15 protein-coding genes are annotated in these 17,324 nt (G+C 41.1%); 11 read left to right on the top strand and 4 right to left on the bottom strand.

Annotated elements, in window-relative coordinates:
• The first annotated feature begins 303 nt into the window (after window positions 1-303).
• The 4 genes from secA (at window position 304) to NYF15_RS18030 (ending at window position 7,115) form a co-directional block, all read left to right on the top strand.
• Window positions 304-3,012 carry a preprotein translocase subunit SecA gene (gene secA, locus NYF15_RS18045; protein ID WP_341803743.1) on the top strand — a complete coding sequence of 903 codons (2,709 nt, stop codon included), beginning with the start codon at window positions 304-306 and terminating at the stop codon, window positions 3,010-3,012.
• A 62-nt stretch (window positions 3,013-3,074) separates the two neighbouring features.
• A complete protein-coding gene (gene mutT, locus NYF15_RS18040; RefSeq protein ID WP_371354310.1) occupies window positions 3,075-3,476 on the top strand; it encodes an 8-oxo-dGTP diphosphatase MutT in 402 nt (133 codons plus the stop codon).
• A gap of 286 nt (window positions 3,477-3,762) precedes the next feature.
• Window positions 3,763-4,767 (top strand): NAD-dependent epimerase, encoded by a 1,005-nt coding sequence (locus tag NYF15_RS18035; protein ID WP_371354309.1) that lies wholly within the window; start codon window positions 3,763-3,765, stop codon window positions 4,765-4,767.
• A gap of 275 nt (window positions 4,768-5,042) precedes the next feature.
• The gene (locus tag NYF15_RS18030) at window positions 5,043-7,115 is read left to right on the top strand and encodes a M13 family metallopeptidase (RefSeq protein WP_130151639.1); all 2,073 of its coding nucleotides are present in this window, start codon (window positions 5,043-5,045) and stop codon (window positions 7,113-7,115) included.
• 146 nt (window positions 7,116-7,261) lie between these two features.
• On the opposite strand, the gene yjgA is transcribed toward NYF15_RS18030, so the two are convergent.
• The gene (yjgA, locus tag NYF15_RS18025; protein ID WP_062567435.1) at window positions 7,262-7,783 is read right to left on the bottom strand and encodes a ribosome biogenesis factor YjgA; all 522 of its coding nucleotides are present in this window, start codon (window positions 7,781-7,783) and stop codon (window positions 7,262-7,264) included.
• A 137-nt stretch (window positions 7,784-7,920) separates the two neighbouring features.
• Between yjgA and pmbA the strand changes: the two genes are divergently transcribed.
• Both pmbA and NYF15_RS18015 read left to right on the top strand, forming a co-directional pair.
• Window positions 7,921-9,258 (top strand): metalloprotease PmbA, encoded by a 1,338-nt coding sequence (pmbA, locus tag NYF15_RS18020; protein ID WP_371354308.1) that lies wholly within the window; start codon window positions 7,921-7,923, stop codon window positions 9,256-9,258.
• Window positions 9,259-9,388: 130 nt separating this feature from the next.
• Window positions 9,389-9,805 (top strand): VOC family protein, encoded by a 417-nt coding sequence (locus NYF15_RS18015; protein ID WP_130151641.1) that lies wholly within the window; start codon window positions 9,389-9,391, stop codon window positions 9,803-9,805.
• Between the two features lie 220 nt (window positions 9,806-10,025).
• On the opposite strand, the gene NYF15_RS18010 is transcribed toward NYF15_RS18015, so the two are convergent.
• Window positions 10,026-10,685 carry a LiaF domain-containing protein gene (locus NYF15_RS18010; protein WP_371354307.1) on the bottom strand — a complete coding sequence of 220 codons (660 nt, stop codon included), beginning with the start codon at window positions 10,683-10,685 and terminating at the stop codon, window positions 10,026-10,028.
• A gap of 329 nt (window positions 10,686-11,014) precedes the next feature.
• On the opposite strand from NYF15_RS18010, the gene NYF15_RS18005 reads away from it, so the two are divergent.
• The 3 genes from NYF15_RS18005 (at window position 11,015) to NYF15_RS17995 (ending at window position 12,254) form a co-directional block, all read left to right on the top strand.
• A complete protein-coding gene (locus NYF15_RS18005) occupies window positions 11,015-11,581 on the top strand; it encodes a BON domain-containing protein (protein ID WP_130151643.1) in 567 nt (188 codons plus the stop codon).
• 61 nt (window positions 11,582-11,642) lie between these two features.
• Entirely contained in the window at window positions 11,643-11,801 is a 159-nt protein-coding gene (locus NYF15_RS18000; protein WP_064971745.1) for a YqaE/Pmp3 family membrane protein, read from the top strand.
• A gap of 243 nt (window positions 11,802-12,044) precedes the next feature.
• Window positions 12,045-12,254 carry a hypothetical protein gene (locus NYF15_RS17995; RefSeq protein ID WP_130151644.1) on the top strand — a complete coding sequence of 70 codons (210 nt, stop codon included), beginning with the start codon at window positions 12,045-12,047 and terminating at the stop codon, window positions 12,252-12,254.
• On the opposite strand, the gene NYF15_RS17990 is transcribed toward NYF15_RS17995, so the two are convergent.
• Window positions 12,239-14,263: a methyl-accepting chemotaxis protein gene (locus NYF15_RS17990; RefSeq protein WP_371354306.1), complete on the bottom strand. Its 2,025-nt coding sequence runs from the start codon at window positions 14,261-14,263 to the stop codon at window positions 12,239-12,241. The two genes, NYF15_RS17995 and NYF15_RS17990, sit on opposite strands and share 16 nt — an antisense overlap.
• A gap of 122 nt (window positions 14,264-14,385) precedes the next feature.
• Here NYF15_RS17990 and NYF15_RS17985 point away from each other — a divergent pair, with 122 nt between their 5' ends.
• Complete coding sequence (locus NYF15_RS17985) at window positions 14,386-15,156, top strand: NADP-binding protein (protein ID WP_371354305.1); 771 nt, start codon at window positions 14,386-14,388, stop codon at window positions 15,154-15,156.
• Between the two features lie 4 nt (window positions 15,157-15,160).
• Here NYF15_RS17985 and hutC read toward each other — a convergent pair whose 3' ends face one another.
• Window positions 15,161-15,868 (bottom strand): histidine utilization repressor, encoded by a 708-nt coding sequence (hutC, locus tag NYF15_RS17980; RefSeq protein WP_371354304.1) that lies wholly within the window; start codon window positions 15,866-15,868, stop codon window positions 15,161-15,163.
• Between the two features lie 150 nt (window positions 15,869-16,018).
• Here hutC and hutI point away from each other — a divergent pair, with 150 nt between their 5' ends.
• Window positions 16,019-17,260, top strand: a complete 1,242-nt coding sequence (gene hutI / locus NYF15_RS17975) for an imidazolonepropionase (RefSeq protein WP_130151648.1) — start codon at window positions 16,019-16,021, stop codon at window positions 17,258-17,260.
• Window positions 17,261-17,324: the final 64 nt, after the last annotated feature.

Raw genomic sequence — 17,324 nt, 5'->3', positions numbered from 1 at the left:
TTGATTTTATTTCGATTGTCGCCATATCTACTCAGTGATTTAATTTTTACGCATTAGATCAAAGATTACGGCTAATTTTTAAATTTTCTTGCTGAAAATCCATATCTTCACACACAGAAGGTTTGATGTTGCGCAGACTCTGGTATGATAGCGCACGAAATAAGCTGTGTTTTAAACAGCGTACTGATAAATTGTTAATTAATATGCCCTACATCATGAGCATAAGCGCATATTAATTATCAATTAAAGAAAGTGGGTTAGCTAACGACTAGCTAACAAAGAATATATTGTAACGGTTTTATCATGATATCTAATTTATTTACCAAGATTTTTGGTAGTCGCAATGACCGCACTATTAAAAACCTAAGAAAGACGGTCGCACTGATCAATGCGCTTGAAACGCAATTAGAAGCGCTTTCTGATGAAGATCTAAAAGCAAAAACAGCAGAATTTAGAGAGCGTTACGATAACGGACAAAGCCTAGATGATATCTTACCAGAAGCATTTGCTGTGGTACGTGAAGCATCTAAGCGTGTAAACGGCATGCGTCACTTCGACGTACAGCTACTTGGTGGTATGGTTTTACATCAAGGTCGCATCGCAGAGATGCGTACCGGTGAAGGTAAAACACTAACAGCAACATTACCTGCCTACCTTCGCGGTTTAACAGGTAAAGGTGTTCACGTAATTACCGTGAATGACTACCTTGCAAAACGTGACGCCGAAACTAACCGCCCATTATTTGAATTCTTAGGCCTTACAGTAGGCTGTAACGTACCGGGTATGATGCCACAGCAAAAGAAAATCGCTTACGCTGCAGATATCACTTACGGTACTAATAACGAATTTGGCTTTGATTATCTTCGCGATAACATGGCATTTAGCATCGAAGAGCGTGTACAACGCCCACTTTACTACGCGGTAGTGGATGAGGTGGATTCAATCCTAATCGATGAAGCGCGTACGCCGCTTATTATCTCAGGCCCTGCTGAAGACAGCTCTGAGCTTTACATCGAAATCAATAAAATTGTGCCTGATCTTGAGCTACAAGAAAAAGAAGATGAAGAAGGCGTTGAAGGTGACGGCGACTTCACTATCGATGAAAAGTCTAAGCAAGTTCACTTAACTGAACGTGGTCAAATTAAAGTTGAAGAGCTATTAATTGAGCGCGGCTTAATCGAAGAAGGTGATTCACTTTATTCAGCTTCAAGCATCACATTATTAAGTCATGTGTATGCGGCGCTTCGTGCTCACAAACTGTATCAAAAAGACGTTGATTACGTTGTTAAAGAAAACGAAGTTATCATCGTAGATGAGCACACAGGCCGTACAATGGAAGGTCGCCGTTGGTCAGAAGGTTTACACCAAGCTGTTGAAGCAAAAGAAGGTGTACGCATTCAAAACGAAAACCAAACATTGGCATCAATCACATTCCAAAACTACTTCCGTTTATACGACACATTAGCGGGTATGACAGGTACAGCAGACACAGAAGCGTTTGAGTTCCAGTCTATCTACGGTCTAGACACAGTTGTAATGCCGACTAACAAACCGATGATCCGTGACGATCGTGCTGACCTTGTTTACCTTACACAAGAAGAAAAGTACGAAGCAATCCTTGCTGATATCAAAGATTGTCAAGAGCGCGGTCAACCGGTACTTGTGGGTACTATTTCTATCGAAAGTTCTGAGTACTTATCGCAGTTCTTACGTAAAGAAAAAATTAAGCACAACGTACTTAATGCGAAATTCCATGCGCAAGAAGCAGACATCGTTGCTGACGCGGGCTTACCTGGCACAGTAACCATTGCAACTAACATGGCCGGTCGCGGTACCGATATCGTGTTAGGTGGTAACTGGCAAAGTGAGGTTGAAAAGCTTGAAGAGCCAACGGATGAGCAAATCAAAGCGATTAAAGAAGCGTGGCAAAAACGTCACGACGCGGTAATCGAAGCGGGTGGCTTACATATCATTGGTACTGAGCGTCATGAATCTCGCCGTATCGATAACCAGTTACGTGGCCGTTCGGGTCGTCAAGGTGATGCCGGTTCAAGCCGTTTCTACTTATCAATGGATGACGCGTTAATGCGTATCTTTGCTGGTGAGCGCATGACGAACATGATGCGTAAGCTAGGTATGCAACGCGGTGAAGCGATTGAGCACCCTTGGGTTAACCGTGCAATAGAAAACGCACAACGTAAAGTTGAAGCGCGTAACTTCGATGTTCGTAAGCAATTACTTGAGTACGATGATGTAGCAAACGATCAACGTCGTGTTGTTTACTCACAACGTAATGAGCTACTTGAAGAAGGCGATATTTCAGAAACTATCACTGCAATTCGCGGCGATGTGCTAAACGGTACGATTGACCAATATATTGCACCACAAAGTCTAGCTGAAATGTGGGATATTCCAGGCCTAGAAGAGCGCTTAAAGCAGGATTTCTTAATCGAGCTACCTATTGCACAATGGTTAGCTGATGATAATAAACTGTACGAAGAAAAACTTCGTGAGCGCATTGAAGAAGCGGTTGAGCAAGCATATAAGCAAAAAGAAGAGATGGTCGGTGAGTCTGTCCTACGTCAATTCGAAAAAGCGATTATGCTACAAAGCCTAGACCAACACTGGAAAGATCACTTGGCAGCGATGGATCACCTTCGTCAAGGTATTCACTTACGTGGCTATGCACAGAAGAATCCGAAGCAAGAATATAAGCGTGAGTCGTTCGAGTTATTCTCTGAAATGCTTGAGAACTTAAAAGTCGACGTTGTCGGTATTTTGAGTAAAGTACAAGTTCGCGCTGAAGAAGATGTTGAGAAAGTTGAAGAGCAACATCGTAAGAGCGAAAATGCACCGCGTGAATACCAGCACGAAGAGGCAGAGCACCTTGGTGGCGAAACACCACAAGATGCTGTGGTTAGCCATCGTGCAGAACCAAAAGTCGGTCGTAATGAACCGTGTCCTTGTGGTTCAGGTCAAAAATTCAAACAGTGTTGCGGTAAATTAAAGTAACCTAAGCATTGGGATAAAAAGCGACGCTTGCGTCGCTTTTTTTATGATTGAGGAAATATAAAATGACTAAAAAAATAGTGCATGTTGCAGTCGGCGTTATTTATAAAGATCAGCAGCTATTTATCTGTAAACGTCCAGATGACAAACACCAAGGCGGCTTGTGGGAATTCCCCGGCGGTAAGGTAGAGCAGGGCGAAAGCGTATTTACAGCGCTACAGCGCGAGTTACTAGAAGAAGTAAATCTAACCGTTAATGGCAGTGAAGAGCTAATCGTGATTGAACATGACTACGGCGATAAATGCGTACGCTTAGATGTGCATATTGTTGACGACTTCACAGGCACTGCTCATGGCGCTGAGGGGCAACAAGGTAAGTGGGTAGCAATTAATGCACTTGATGCTTATGCTTTTCCTGCTGCCAATGTAGAAATAGTTGAAAAGATAAAGCAAAAATATGCGCTTTAAATCTAGATGAAGGCGCGAAGTTTCCTTCGCGCAAAGATTATAGTTTGTGCTATGTTGAAAACGCGCCCTGCAAGCTATTGTCCGCTTGGTGGTGTGTAATTCCCTCTTTCTCTATCAAAAGTCCTGAGATAAAATAAAATTACACTAAATAGCGTATGATAAATATATTCTAATATTATATGCCTTACTTGTTTACGGTATCATAGCTTCTCTATTCAGTGTTTTTTGACCTACACTTTTGTTTTTTGTCAGCGTTTAGTGCTGAACCTCTTTTTTAAGGTTAACAATGAAATATTTAGTCACCGGAGCCGCGGGTTTTATTGGTGCTGCGACGTGTCAAAACCTATTGACCGCAGGGCATGATGTTATAGGTATCGATAATTTAAATGATTATTACGATGTTAACTTAAAACTGGCTCGATTGGCTCAATTTGAATCTCATGAGCGCTTTTCTTTTAAAAAGCTTGATATAGCGAATCGCGTTGAAATGGCTGAGTTATTCGAAGTAGAGAAGTTTGAACGCGTTATTCACTTGGCGGCTCAAGCTGGTGTACGTTATTCGATTGAAAACCCTGATTCATACGCTGATTCAAACTTAGTTGGACACTTAAATATTTTAGAGGGATGTCGCCATAACAAGGTAGCACATCTAGTGTATGCGTCTTCTAGTTCTGTATATGGTTTAAATGAAAAAACACCATTTGAAACAAAAGATAGCGTTGATCATCCTGTGTCATTTTATGCGGCAACTAAAAAGGCGAATGAGTTAATGGCGCATAGTTACTCGCATTTATATGATTTACCCACCACAGGGTTACGCTTTTTCACTGTGTACGGCCCATGGGGTCGCCCAGATATGGCGCCTTTTATTTTTACTAAAAAGATGCTTGCAGGTGAAGCGATAGATATCAATAACAATGGCGATATGTGGCGCGATTTTACTTATATTGATGATATCGTTGAGGGCGTTATTAGGGCGGCAGATGTTATTCCACAGCGTGATGAACACTGGCGAGTAGAAACGGGGTCACCTTCGACAAGTTCTGCTCCGTACCGTGTTTATAACATTGGTCATGGTAGCCCTATAAATCTAATGAAGTTTATTGAAGCAATCGAGTCTGAGCTGGGTATTGAAGCAAAGAAAAACTTCCGAGAAATGCAACTGGGTGATGTTTATAAAACGTTTGCAGATACCCAAGACTTATTTGCTGCAACAGGTTACAAACCAGCTATTGGTTTAGAAGAGGGTGTAACAAAGTTGGTTACTTGGTATAAATCATTTTATAGCTAAACTATAAAGCCCAAATACAATAGATGATTCAGCTTCGACCTGCGGATGTTTGTAAGGTAACTATTATCTTTATTTAAGTAATTGCGACCTTACAAAATAAGCGTCTATTTGTTTCCCACTATCGCTTAAATATGCGACTCATCGCTTTTGATAAGAATTGTTACATATTCGATTTTATTGTTTTGCTTGAGAGGTTTATGATGGACAAAGCGAAAGACTGCCTATTCGTAGTATTTCGAAGATACCTCTAACTATACGATAAGTACGGGAACCTCATGAAAAAAGTAACACTTACCGCGGCAAGTATTGCACTTGCGCTCGGTCTTGTTGGTTGTGGTGAAAAAGAACAAGAAACTAAAGCACCAGCAACTGCTGCCGTCACTGAAGCAAAAGCGCCTTTAAATTCAGGTATTGAACTGGCGAACATGGATAAGTCTGTTCGCGCACAAGATGACTTTTACTATCATGTAAACGGTGAATGGTTAGAAAAAACAGATATTCCAGGTGATAAATCAAACTACGGTTCATTTACTCAGCTTTATGATGATTCGCAAAAAGCGATGAAAGAAGTACTCGAAAAAGCGGCGGCAAATACCAATGTTAAGCCAGGTTCTGATGAAGCAAAACTCGCTGCATTCTATAACAGTTACATGGATGAAGCTGCTCGTGAAGCGGCAGGCATCAAGCCATTATCACCAGTACTTGAAAGCGTTGATGCTGTAAAGAGCAAGTCCGATCTTGTTGCTTTAATGGCTGAACTTCGTATTAAAGGCGGTAACTTGCCGTTTGGTTGGTACGTAAATAACGACGCAAAAAACTCTAGCGAAAACGCGATGTATGTTTATCAGTCTGGCTTAGGTTTACCCGATCGCGACTACTACCTAAAAGATGATGAAAAATTCACAAAAATTCGTGAAGCTTATCAAGCATACGTCACAGCTATCTTAAGCAAAGCGGGTGTCGCTGATGCAGAATCTGCGGCTAAAGCTATTATTGATCTTGAAACACGTATCGCTGATGCACAGTGGAGCCGAGTAGAAAGCCGTGATGCAACTAAATCTTACAACAAGATGAGCGTTGCAGATGCCAACAAACTTACTGGTGACTTTGATTTTGCTGCTTACCTTGATGCGTCAGGCATCAAGACTGAAGATGTCATTGTTCGCCAACCTAGTTACCTAGAAAAATTTGCAGGTATTTATAGCGATACAGACTTAGCAACTTGGCAGAACTATCTTAAGTTCCACTTTGTTAGTAATTATTCTGCGTTATTAGATAAAGAGCTCGTTGATCTTAACTTTAATTTCTACAGCACAACACTTCGTGGTGTGACAGAGCAATCACCACTTTGGAAAAAAGCCGTTGATGCATCAAACGGTGTATTAGGTGAAATGCTGGGTAAAGTGTACGTTAAAGACAACTTCCCACCTGAAGCGAAAGCACGCATGGAAGAGTTAGTTGATAACGTAATCAAAGGTTACGCCGTTGCGATTGAAAACCTTGAATGGATGAGCCCAGAAACAAAAATTGCTGCTAAAGCAAAACTTGATAAGTTCACACCAAAAATCGGTTACCCAGATAAGTGGAGAGACTACTCAGCACTTGAAATGAAAGGTGATGACTTAGTGGGTAACTACATTCGCCATAGCGAGTGGGAATTTGCAGATATGACTGCAAAACTAGGTAAGCCTGTTGATCGTTCTGAGTGGCACATGACACCGCAAACAGTAAACGCTTACTACAACCCTGTGAACAATGAAATTGTATTCCCTGCGGCTATTTTACAACCACCATTCTTTAACTTAGAAGCAGATGATGCTGTTAACTATGGTGCAATTGGTGCGGTAATTGGTCACGAGCTAGGTCATGGTTTTGATGACCAAGGTGCGAAGTATGATGGTGACGGTAACTTACGTAACTGGTGGAGCGAATCAGACCTTGAACAGTTTGAAGAGCGCACCGGCCAGTTAGTTGCTCAATACAATGAATATAAGCCATTTGAAGATGCTAGCGTAAATGGTGAGCTTACACTTGGTGAAAACATTGGTGACTTAGGCGGTCTAACAGTTGCCTATACTGCTTATCAATTATCACTGGGTGATGAAAAAGCGCCTATCATTGATGGTTACACAGGTGATCAGCGTTTCTTTATGGGGTGGTCACAAATTTGGCGTCGTAAATACCGTGACGAAGAGTTACGTAACCGTCTTATGACAGACCCACATTCACCAAGCCATTACCGTGTAATCGGTATTCTTTCAAACATGCCAGAATTCTATCAGGCGTTTGATGTGAAAGAAGGCGACAAGATGTATATCAAACCAGAAGATCGTGTAAAAATCTGGTAATGGATTATTGATTTAAAAAAGGCTCTGAGTGAACGCTCAGAGCCTTTTTTGTATATGTTTTATTTTTCAGGAAGCATTTCAACGCAGGAATGGCTGTAAAAATCCGTACCATTTACATCAAGCGGCTTTCAGTTTATTAAAATAATTTAAACCATAATCGCATCTTTCAGATACTGGAATAATTCTTTGTAACTTTTAGCTGGTTTTTCTGCTTTTACTTCTTTGGCAGCGCCGCGCACTAACTGGCGCATTTTTTGGCGCTCAAGTGCTGGATATTGCTCAATAGTTGGATTAATTAAGTCGTCACCTTGCTTGATTAAATCATCTCGAAGCTTTTCGATTTTATTCATTAATACATCAGCTTGGTTATTTTTGTTTAGCATGATGTCGATCATGGCCTGAATTTCGTCCACGTTTTCTGTGGTACGTAATACTTTTGCGATGTAGTTTAAGTTACGGCGGTAAGCATCACTTTTATCACTGACCTTATCAGAAACAACTAACGCTTCTTTTAAATCGTGATTGAGTGGTAAACGATCACGTTGCTTTTTTGGCATTTTTGCGATTTCAGCACCCAGACCATGATATTGCATGGCTTCACGTTTTAATTCGCTTTTTGATACGTAAATAATTTCTTCTTCGATAAGTGGCTTTTTCTTCTTCGCCATAAGGATGCTCATTCAGTAAACTTAACTATTCGCTATTATACGTCATTTAGTTAATGATTAATATTAGCTGATGCACGTCTCGCAGTGTGTTAGCATTCGTTACACTATAAAAAATAGCAGAACCTAGGACACACAAGATGAAAGATCCTATTTATCAACACATTTCTGAAGTTAAAGACGCGGTCAGCGAAGTACTCGAGCATGCAAAAAAGCTCGGTGCAACAGCAGCAGAAGCGGCGATGTCGAGCACGTCAGGTTTGTCTGTCAGTACACGCATGGGCGAAGTTGAAACAATAGAGTTTAACCAAGACGGTGGCTTAGGTATCAGTGTTTATGTGGGTAATAACAAAGGCTCTGCTTCAACGGCCGACTTAAACCCTAAAACATTACGTACAGTGGTTGAAAAAGCCATTGATATCGCAAAATTTACTTCTGACGATCCATATAATGGAATCGCTGATAAAGAGCTACTTGAGTTTGCGCCGCTCGATTTAGATTTATACCACCCGTGGGAAGTAAGCCCAGAGCAAGGTATTGAACTTTGTCATCAAGCAGAGCAAGCGGCACTAAACGCCGATGAGCGTATTGTAAATTCAGACGGTGCAAGTTTTTCTTCTCACCAAGGTTTACGTGTTTACGGTAACAGCCATGGCATGATTGCAGGTTACCCGCGTACGCGTCATAGCATTAGCACTATGGTGATTGGTAAAGAAGGCGAGCAAATGCAGCGCGATTCCGCGTATACCGTAGCGCGCCATAAAGATGATTTAAATGACGCTGCAAAAGTGGGTCTCGAAGCAGCAACAGAAACCTTGGCTAAACTTAATAGCCAAAAGCTCGGTACCATGAAAGTGCCTGTTATTTTTAGAGCGGATATTGCCAATTCATTATTCGGCCATTTAGTGTCGGCAATTGGCGGTGGTGCGCTTTATCGTAAATCGAGTTTCTTGCTTGATAGCTTAGGAACTAAAGTATTTAGCGATTGTGTGAATATCTCTGAGCGCCCGCATTTATTAAAAGGTTTAGCGTCTTCGCCGTTTGATGCTGAAGGTTTAAAAACCGTCGATCGTGAAATTATTCAAGGTGGTGAGCTGCAAACTTACCTGTTAGCAAGCTATGCAGCGCGTAAACTATCGATGGCACCAACGGGTCATGCTGGTGGTATTCATAACTGGCTAGTTGAACAAACCCATGCCGATTTGAAAGCGCTATTAAAAACCATGGGCACAGGCTTATTGGTAACTGAACTTATGGGTCAAGGTGTGAACACGGTGACTGGTGATTACTCACGTGGCGCAGCGGGTTTCTGGGTTGAGAATGGTGAAATCCAATATCCTGTAAGTGAAATCACAATTGCTGGTAACTTAAAAGATATGCTTAAAGCGGTCGTTGGCTTAGGTGGTGATATTGAGCGTCGTGGCGGTATTCAAACAGGCTCTGTATTAATTGAACAAATGCAGGTTGCGGGTAGTTAATTCATCAATAACTAATCATTTTTTAAAAGCCTCACTTTAGTGGGGCTTTTTTATTTGAAAAAACGCTTTACCTAAACTTAACTTGAGGTTTTATCTTGGTGGCAGTTTAAAAATAAAAAGGAAAACTACCATGTATTTAGAACACGTAAACCTTGTTGTTAGTAATGTTGATGCCATGCTGCACTTTTATAAAGTCGCATTCCCGCACTGGCGTGTGCGTAGTCAAGGTGACAGCACATGGTCTGGAAAACCACGCAAATGGCTGCACTTTGGTGATGATTACCAATACCTTGCATTAAGTGATAACGGTGAAGATGAAAATCGTGATTTAGCGGGTCATCAAGTTGGCCTTGCCCATTTTGCTTATGTAACAAACGACATTAATGCCGTCATTGAACGTCTTGTTTCAGCCGGTTATGAAATTGATAAACACGGCCCAGAAAATCCATACCGTAAAAATGTTTATTTTATCGACCCCGCAGGTTTTGAAGTGGAGTTTGTAGAATATTTCAGTGATATTCCAAGTGAAAGGAATAATGATCTTTGATCTCGCCGTGAAATTCATTTCGCGCGGTAGTTGTAGCAGCAGGTTTACCACGCGTCATTTGTTACCCTATTGCGCGATGTAAAATCGCGCCTACAAAGGTGGTTTCGGTTTGATAAAAGCGTGAAATTTATTTCGTGTGGTGGTTGTAGGTGCAGGTTTACCCTGCGTCATTTGTTCCTATTGCGCGATGTAAAATCGCGCCTACAATATCTCGCAACTTTTACTGCACCTTGTTCATTTCTTTCCAACTGGCTTTTAGGCTATTGGCAAAGCTGATGAACTTTTCTTTCATGGTACGCTTTACTTTGATCTCTACTGAGCCTAGCCATACGTTACCTTCAATGGTAATGGTTGGGCCCTGACCTTTATTTAGAGCGACTGACTTGTTTTCTACGCTGCCAATAACGCTAAACAGTTTAGATACCACATTGACATGTTCAGGCACGTAGATTTCGTCGTTACCTAAAATACAGTTTACGTAAATAGTGACATGCTGATGCTGGAAAATCGCTTCGCTAAAGTCGAGCTCGATTGAACCTAAGCAGTTTGTGAGGTGAATTTCTTTTGGCACAAGCCACTGGCCGCTACGCTCATTTGAACCAAGAATACTGCGTAGCTGTAAGTTTTCGTTGTCGCTGCTATGGCTGTAGTGAGGTTTAAATTGCGCATGCTTATGCGATTTGTAATCTGTATCAGCTTTTAGCGCTAAGTCAGCAACAAGCTCAACAAGTACTTCGTTGCTGGTGGCTGCCATTGCTTGATCTAGTCGGCGTTCAAATGCTTCAGCTGAAATAACTGCATGACTGTAGTTATAAATGAGTTGGTCAATGACTTCTTCTCTTACTTGATCGATTGGACGATCTTCGAGCTTAACGGCCATGGTAGTTCCCTGTTGTGATTATAAAGTGATTCTTCTGTTATTCGATATAAAGCAAAGCTTAGGCCAAATTTTATTTATATAAAAATCAAGTTGTTGTGTTTTTTGGCTTATTAGCAACTTCGTTAAATTAACCATAGATTAATGTTATCTGCAATTAATTGGTTATTTTTGCAACATTGTGAACTTATTACCGAGCAGCCTGTAAATTGTTACCGAGAAGAATATGTGTCTTGAATAGATGTAATTATAACCTTTTGATATTAAAGTGATAAATAGTTGGCATCAAAGTCGCATTAAGTAATGTGTCTTTAATCAAAAGGAGAAAGATTATGAATACATTCAACAAGTCTATGATTGCCGCGTTAGTTATTGGTGCTACTAGCATGTCAGCTCAGGCAAGCAGCTGGGAAAATGAAAGTAAAGACGCTTGGATTGATGGTAAGGCAGAAACTGTTCTTTTAATGAACACAAATCTAAACAACTTTGACATCAACACAGATGTAAAAAATGGCAAGGTTGTACTAACTGGTAAAGTGAATAGTGAGCTTGATAAAGAGTTAGCAGAAGAGCTGGTATTAAGCTTAGATGGCGTAACTGATGTTGAAAACAAGCTTACAGTCGTAAAAGACATGAAAGCTAAGCACGCCAAAAAAGAGAAAGGTGATTCAGCTGAAAGTGATCTAACAGATGCCAAAATCAGCACTGTGATTACAACTCGCTTCCTATTTAATTCTGAAGTAGGTGGTACTGATATCGATGTAGATACTGACAAAGGTGTTGTAACCCTTAAAGGTACCGTTGAATCAGAAGCTGAAAAACAGCTTGCAGTAAGCATTGCAGAAAATGCTGAAGATGTTCGCAAAGTAATCGATGAGTTAACGATTGTTGCTGAATAATAAGTAATTAATGAAAGCCCAGCTTTGGCTGGGTTTTTATTTTGTTTTCAAGGAGTGAATCATGGACTTAATTCGCATTATATTGTCAGTTTTAATTCCCCCTTTAGGTGTATTTTTACAGGTAGGTTTGGGTGCACAATTCTGGATTAATATTCTTTTAACCTTATTAGGGTACATTCCAGGCTTGATTCATGCTGTGTATATCATTGCTAAACGATAATTGCACATAAGGATGATTTAGGAGCACAGCAAGGAAAAGCTGTAGGAATAATGGATTATAAACCGCAAGGAGTTACATAATGGAAAACGTAGCAAAGCATAATGGAAAGCAAGGAAGTAACAAGGCGTTATGGACAAGCGCACAATGGCAACGCTTTATGGAAAAGGTGAATGGATAATTGCTAAGGAGCGGCAAGTGGTAAGGAACCTAAAATGGATGAAGCTAGCGTAAGGAGGTGACTATATGGAACAAGTACAAACGCAATCAAAACAAGGAATGGACAAACAAGGAGCTGCTTTATGGAATCAGCAGCAGTGGCAAGACTTTATGGATCATGCGAAAGCAGTTGCGCCGCAGGTAACAGGGAAGGCTGACGATAAAAACCCGATATTATCTTCAGGTGATATCGGGTTTTTAATCACATCAGCAATTTATCTTTATAACTTAAACTGATTAACCGTTTTATTTAACGAGACTGCTAACTCATTCAAATCACGGGCTTCATCAGCCAATTCATGAGCATGATCTGCCGTGCTATTCACTAAATGGTTAATAGCCGCAAGGCTGTTATTGATATCTTCTGCGACTACCGTTTGTTGCTCCGTTGAAGTCGCAATTTGATGACTTTGATCTTGCACATTTGTCACTGATTGTGCAATGTCTTGCAGTGCTGTAAGCACAATTTGTGTTTGTTCAACAGAACCTTCAGCGCGCTCTTGTCCTTGTTGCATCATCGTTGATGCTTGCTGAGCAATCTGTTGCAATCGGCTGATCATATTACGAATATCATCAGTTGACTCTTGCGTTCTGCTTGCCAATGAACGAACCTCATCAGCAACCACAGCAAAACCTCGACCTTGCTCGCCTGCACGCGCAGCTTCAATAGCAGCATTAAGAGCCAGTAAATTAGTTTGTTCTGCAATAGAGTTGATCACATCGATGACGGCACCAATATTGCCACTTTCTTGCTCAAGACCAGCAACGACTTTAGACGCTTCACCAATGTGACTTGCTAATGCGGTCATGACTGACTGAGCCTGTGTAGAACGTTTTGTGCCATCAACAGTAATGGTTTGTACTTGTTCAGCAGCATTATTGGTATTTTGTGCATTGCGCGAAATTTCGAGTACTGTTGAGGCCATTTCAGTGACCGCTGCACTAACACTGTCTACCTGTTGTTTCTCTTGTTGAATTTCATCATTGGTTTTTTGTGACACTGTTTTTAGTTGTGAAGCTGCTTGGCTTAACTGCTCCGCTTGCGCTGCAGTATTGAGCATCATTGCACGCAATTTATCGATAAAGGTGTTCATATGCAGGGCTAATTGACCCACTTCATCGTGACTTTTTATATCGATTTTTTGTGTTAGGTCGCCATCTCCTGAGGCGATATCACGCATAATATAAGTTAGCTTAGTCAATGGTTTGGTGATCATTTGCGTAGCCCAAAAGATCATTGCAATGATAATCGCGAGAATAATGATCACTGATGTTGTGGTTGTCATTACGGCATCATTGACAGGCTCATCAATCATGCTGGTCGGAATTAAAATACCTACATACCAATCAAGATAAGGGGTTTCTAATTCAAGGCGATTGAAGACAACGTAATACTCTTCTCCTTTAAAAGTGATGAAGCTACTACCGTCTTTTTTACTTTTCATAACACGATTTAATTCGCTAAAGCCTGATGTATCGTTAAATTGTTTCTCTAGCGCTTCTAGGCCTTCTTTGCCATTTGGGCCTTCGTCGGTAATTGATAGTTTGTGACCTGTTCGTTTTGAAAGGTGCACAACTTTTTGGTTGCCATCAAGTAAAAAACCAAATCCTCGACCGTTGAAACGAATATTCTCGACCATGTCGTTAATATTGTTGAGCTGTAAGTCGACACCACCAAAACCAATGAGTTTATTTTGGTTATACACTGGTTGTTGTACAACCGCCGATGCGTTGCCTGTGGTTAAGTCAACGGAAATAGGGCCGACATAGAGCTTGTTTATTGCTAGCGCGTCTTGCCACCAACCACGTTTATAAGCGTAATAGGGGTCACCATTAAAGTGTGTAGTACGCTCATTTTCTTTAAAGTATTCACCGGTGGTTGCTGAGGCAAAAAAAGCAGATAGAATGTTGTCATCATTACCACTGATGCGTACAAAGTCTTGATTGATGCTGTCGTACCCAGGTTGGTTATCAAGTGGTTGATCACGCTCAGTCCAATTTTCAAACCAATTCACTAAATGTGGGTTAGTAATAAAAGTTTCAACAACTTTACCATAGCGAGCAAAGTAACCTTGCATTGAAAGTCGCTCACTTTGTAGATAACTGTCAGCTTCTCGCTGAATTGCTTGTCGTGATAAGTCAGCAATGTGACTAACAAAAAAGCTCGACGCGATGATAAGTAGTACACTGATCGTCCCACCGATGAGAAGTAATATTTTTTTACGTAAAGAGAGGTTGTTTAACATAGGTGCACGTGTTTTTATTATTAGCTAGAGTAATCTATCTAATCATATTTGCACCCAAATCGCTACAAGGCAAAGTAAAGTTTGTTAATAAAATAATACATAACACAAGGGGATGTTACCAAGTGATTGTTAATGATAATAAATTAGTGGTACTAGGCGCTGGCTGGCTAGGGGAAGCACTTTGTCTTAAGGCAAAGGAGTTAGGTTGGCAGGTGCAAGGCACAAGAAGAGAGGCCAAGCATGACTATGACTTTCAACGCCAATTGATATTACAACCAAGTGGATTGAAGCATACTGTCTCTTTAAAGGACGCGTGGTGGGTATGTGCTATTCCACCTAAAAGTCGTGATAGTCAAAGTGATTACCTAGCAACGCTTTCTGCTAGTTTAGAGTTAGCTAAATCGCTGCAATGCCGTGGGTTTATTTTATGTTCTTCAACGGGTGTGTATAACAACGCTGATAATACATATACAGAGCAAAGTACGATTGAATGTTCATCACCTCGCCAACAGCTTTTGTATGATGCCGAACAATGTGTGCTACAAGTGGGCGGTAAAGTATTGCGGTTGGCGGGGCTAGTTGGGCCAAACCGTGAACCAGGGCGGTTTGTTGCAGGTAAGGAGCTTAAGAGTTCAAGCCAACAACTCGTCAATATGGTGCATCGAGACGATGTTATTCATGCCATTTTCAAGTTGATTGAAGGTTGGTCAGATGCATCTGCAATCTATAATGTAGTCAATCCTGCTCACCCGACAAAAGTTGATTATTACCAGCAAAAGTGTGCTGAGCAGGGTAGCCCTGAGCCAAGTTTTACCAGCGATGAGGCCAAGATGCGAATCATTGATGGCTCGGCAATTGAGTCTTTAGGCTTTCAATATCAGTGGCCAATTTAAGCGGTTATTTTTTAAAGGTTAAATGCCCTCCCAGTCTATATTTACTGCCTGGGGAGACTAAGCGTGCAAAGCTTACGATCCCCTCAGAGCACCAAGTTCGACGAATAACCTGCAGGCAAGGCTCTTCATTGTAGAGGTTGAGCCACTGACACATTTCATTATTTGGCATGATTGCTTCAACTGTATGTCTTGCTTCTGTTAACGGGGCTGCACTTGAAAGGTATTCGTGGGGAGTCAGGGTGTGAAAGTTCTGTTGCAAATAATCTTTAGCCAGCTTTGGATTGACGAAACGCTCTTCAACTTGTAATGGTTGCTCATTTTCATTGTGGACAATAACACTTCGATAAACATGACTATCAATATCAACACTCAATGCTATAGCAATAGGCGCAACGGCTTGTATTGATTCCATTACTAAAATTGTACAGCTGTATTGGCCATTTCGAGCTTTAACTTCGTCGGCAATATTTTTTATCTCAAGGAGAGAAGACTGTGATTTTAAACTGGCAACAAAGGTACCGAGTCCTTGGCTACGAGTTAGAATGCCAGCATCTGTCAGTTCACTCAGTGCCCGTCTTGCAGTCATTCTACTTACCTTGAATTGATTGGTTAATTCATTCTCTGATGGTACACGATCGTTTTCTTGCCATTGGCCGGAACGAATATTATCAACTATAAATTGCTTTATCTGTGCGAATTTAGTGATGCTCATTGAAGGCGATGTATAAAGTTAATAGTATGTTACAAGGTGGCATAATTATCTTGTATATACAAGGTGACTTGATAAACTTTACGTCTATTTTAGTTATCTGCTTTGAGCATAGCTAAGTCAGGGCACTGCAAAATTCAGTATAGGTGAAAAATGCACACAATGAATAATAATGAGTCACACTGGGATCTACTAATTACAGATGCCAATATTGCTACAATGAACCCTGCTATTGATGCACCCTATGGTGCTATCGAAAATGGCGCTATTGCTGTTAAAGATGGCAAGATTGCCTGGTTAGGGAAACAAGCTGAGCTACCAAAGTTTGATGCATTAGCTACCCCAACCGTGTCAGCGAAAGGGCAATGGCTCACACCCGGTTTAATTGATTGTCATACTCACCTTGTTTTTGCTGGAAGCCGTGCCGAAGAGTTTGAACAACGACTTCAAGGTGTCAGTTATGAGCAAATAGCTGCAAATGGCGGGGGGATTGCAAGTACTGTTCGCGCTACGCGTGAAGCTGATCATGAAACATTATTTGTTGCAGCAAAAGAGCGTTTAAATGCGCTGTTTTCAGAAGGGGTGACAACGGTTGAGATTAAATCTGGCTATGGTCTTGATTGTGAAAACGAAATTAAACTTCTCGAAGTTGCGCGCTTATTAGGTGAAAACCATCCGGTTGATGTGAAAACGACCTTCTTAGGCGCTCATGCATTACCTTTAGAATATAAAGGTCGTAGTGATGAATATATCGATCTTGTGTGTGGTGAGATGTTAGAGCGGGTCGTCCAAGCCAACTTGGCTGATGCGGTCGACGCATTTTGTGAGAATGTCGGGTTTAGTAATGAGCAAACACGGCGTGTATTTGAAGCCGCGAAGAAATATAACTTACCTGTAAAATTGCATGCTGAGCAGTTATCAAATCAGCATGGTGCAGAGCTTGTCGCTGAATTTAATGGTTTATCAGCCGATCATATCGAGCATCTTGATGAAGCTGGCATTCAGGCTATGGCAAAAGCGGGTACCGCAGCTGTATTATTACCGGGTGCTTTTTACTTCTTAAGAGAAACAAAATATCCGCCGATAGAGCTGCTACAGCAGTACCAAGTGCCCATTGCTATTTCTACTGACTTTAACCCAGGTACTTCGCCACTGTGTTCGTTGCATTTGATGATGAATATGGCATGTACTATTTTCCGTATGACTCCAGAGCAAGCATTAGCTGGGGTGACACGAAACGCCGCAGGTGCATTGGGTCTTGATGATCGTGGCGTCTTAAAAGTGGGTGCCCGTGCTGATATTGCTCACTGGCAAATATCTCATCCTGCACAATTAAGTTATCAGTTTGGTGTAAATAAACTGTCAAATCTGTGGATTTTGGGTAGACTAAATTAGATAGAGCTTTTACACAGTTTGGATTACATGTCATTGATTGCTAGTTTAACAAGTGCCAGTACAA

The organism is Pseudoalteromonas sp. 68 DY56-GL68 (assembly GCF_041414825.1).
GTDB lineage: Bacteria > Pseudomonadota > Gammaproteobacteria > Enterobacterales > Alteromonadaceae > Pseudoalteromonas.
This window is presented reverse-complemented; position numbering and strand designations above follow the sequence as displayed.